This is a genomic window from Shigella sp. FC1967 (genome assembly GCF_001743005.1).
Taxonomy (GTDB): domain Bacteria; phylum Pseudomonadota; class Gammaproteobacteria; order Enterobacterales; family Enterobacteriaceae; genus Proteus.
On the sequence record NZ_MIIZ01000899.1, the window covers coordinates 1 to 2,071 of the forward strand.

A 2,071-nucleotide genomic window follows, 5' to 3' on the forward strand; every position below is an offset into this window, starting at 1 on the left:
CTCAAATTAAATCCTCAGTAGCTTCTCACTCTTTTTGTTTGTAAGATTATATTCTCTTAGTTTATTCGCAATAGCGGTATGAGAAATACCTAAGCGTTTTGCTAATTTACGTGTACTCGGATAATCACGGTATAAACGCGTTAAAATCGAAGCTTCAAAGCGTTTTGTCATTTCATCTAACGAACCTTCTAATAGATTCTCATCAAACAATGTTTCACCTGTATGCTCAGGTAACGTAATATCTTGAACACGCAATGTATTTCCAGTTAATTGAGCCATTGCTTGATAAACAGTATTCCGTAATTGGCGAATATTACCAGGCCAAGAATATTGCATTAAATAATTTGAGAAGTCAGCAGAAATGGACGGAACACCCATATTTTGTTCTTGGCAGTACTGATTAATAAAAAGAGTAGTCAACGGAATGATATCGTCTTTTCTTTCCCTTAATGGCGGTAATATGAGTGTTAATACGTTCAAGCGGTAATAGAGATCTTCTCTAAATAATCCCTTTTGTACTAATTCCCACAAGTTTTTCTGAGTAGCACAAATAATACGCACATCTACATTAACTTCTTCTTCTTCACCTACTCTACGGAACGTGCCATCATTTAAAAAAACGTAGAAGTTTGATCTGCATTTGCGGCGACATTTCACCTATTTCATCAAGTAAAACAGTGCCACCATTAGCTTGCTCAAAAAAGCCTTTTTTCCCTTCAAGAGCATTAGGATAAGCACCCGCTGCATAGCCAAATAATTCACTTTCAACAACATCATCAGGCATTGAAGCGCAATTTAAGCCAAGAAAGGGATACCTTAAACGGTTACTTAATAAATGGCAGGCTTTTGCTAATAAATCCTTCCCTGTCCCTGTTTCACCCACTAATAACAATGGATCATTCATTATTGCCATTTTCTTTGCGCGAGTAACAAGTTGCTTCATTTTAGGCGTTACGGCAATAATTTGGTCAAATCCACTTTGATCGTTAGCCACTAATTTAGGGTGATCATAAATAATGTCATGATATTTCAATAAAACAAAAGCCCCAACACAATGGTTATATTGGTTATCGTCTGTCAATTTAATTGGGACTATTTCCATCTCAAAATTCTGTTTTTTCACAGTAATAGGCACCATTTGAATAAAGTGCTCTTTTTGCTCTAAAAAACGATGAATATTAAAATTTGGAATTAATTGGTTAAATGTCTTCTCAGAGTGATCATCTGGAGATAAACCAAAAAGCAGTCTTGTCGCAGGGTTAAGTAACTTAACCTTAGCCTTGGTATCAATAGAAAAAACAGGTACAGGGACAGATTCTAATAATGTCCAAATTGCACGATGTTCTTGCTCTGATGGCATAAATGCAACAGTACGCACATCAATAACACCATTTATTCGACGTATTTCCGCCATGAGCGGTTGAAAAATATCAAAATCAATCTGAGAAAAATTCAGGTAAATAAGACCTATTGGGAATATTTCGATTCCACGTAAATCAATATTTTTTAATACTAGCAGATCTAATAATTCACGGGTTAACCGATGCGATCTTCACAAGTGACCTCTAAACGCATTATAAACCTTCTTAATACTGAGTGACCCTGAACTAATTCTAGATATTATACATAAATATCAACGAAATAAAGAGGCTTGTCAGCAAAGGTTGACACCACTAGCATTTATTTTTACACAATTAAATTAATCTTCTGCTTTTTAAGCAAGACTATTATGCTTTAAATAAACTAAAAAATGGAAATGAATAGGTTTTTATTATTTTTTTTTAGTTCAAAATCGATAAGATGTTCGACATCCTTTAATAAAGGGCTTAATTCTCGACGGATCACCTGTTTGATAGTCTTACATCCATAATCAAAACAAAAAAGGAGATACTTTAATGCGTTTATTGCCCTTTCTTTCTTACCCGACTCAGTGAGATATTCAAAAATTTGGGATATCTCTTTTATTTGAAATGACTTAAGTTGCTTTTGGTATTGCCTCTTTTTAATCTCATTAATCGCTTCACTAATAATAGGGATTAGAATACTGAGTTGATTATCAATAATTGAGATA

1 protein-coding gene and 1 pseudogene are annotated in these 2,071 nt (G+C 34.1%); both read right to left on the reverse strand.

From position 1 onward, the window contains the following. Positions 1–6 precede the first annotated feature (6 nt). Positions 7–1,575: pseudogene (gene tyrR / locus BHE89_RS15555) on the reverse strand (transcriptional regulator TyrR). Between the two features lie 168 nt (positions 1,576–1,743). Beyond that, positions 1,744–2,071: hypothetical protein (locus BHE89_RS24365; protein WP_216081016.1), on the reverse strand; the 328-nt coding region annotated here is incomplete at its 5' end.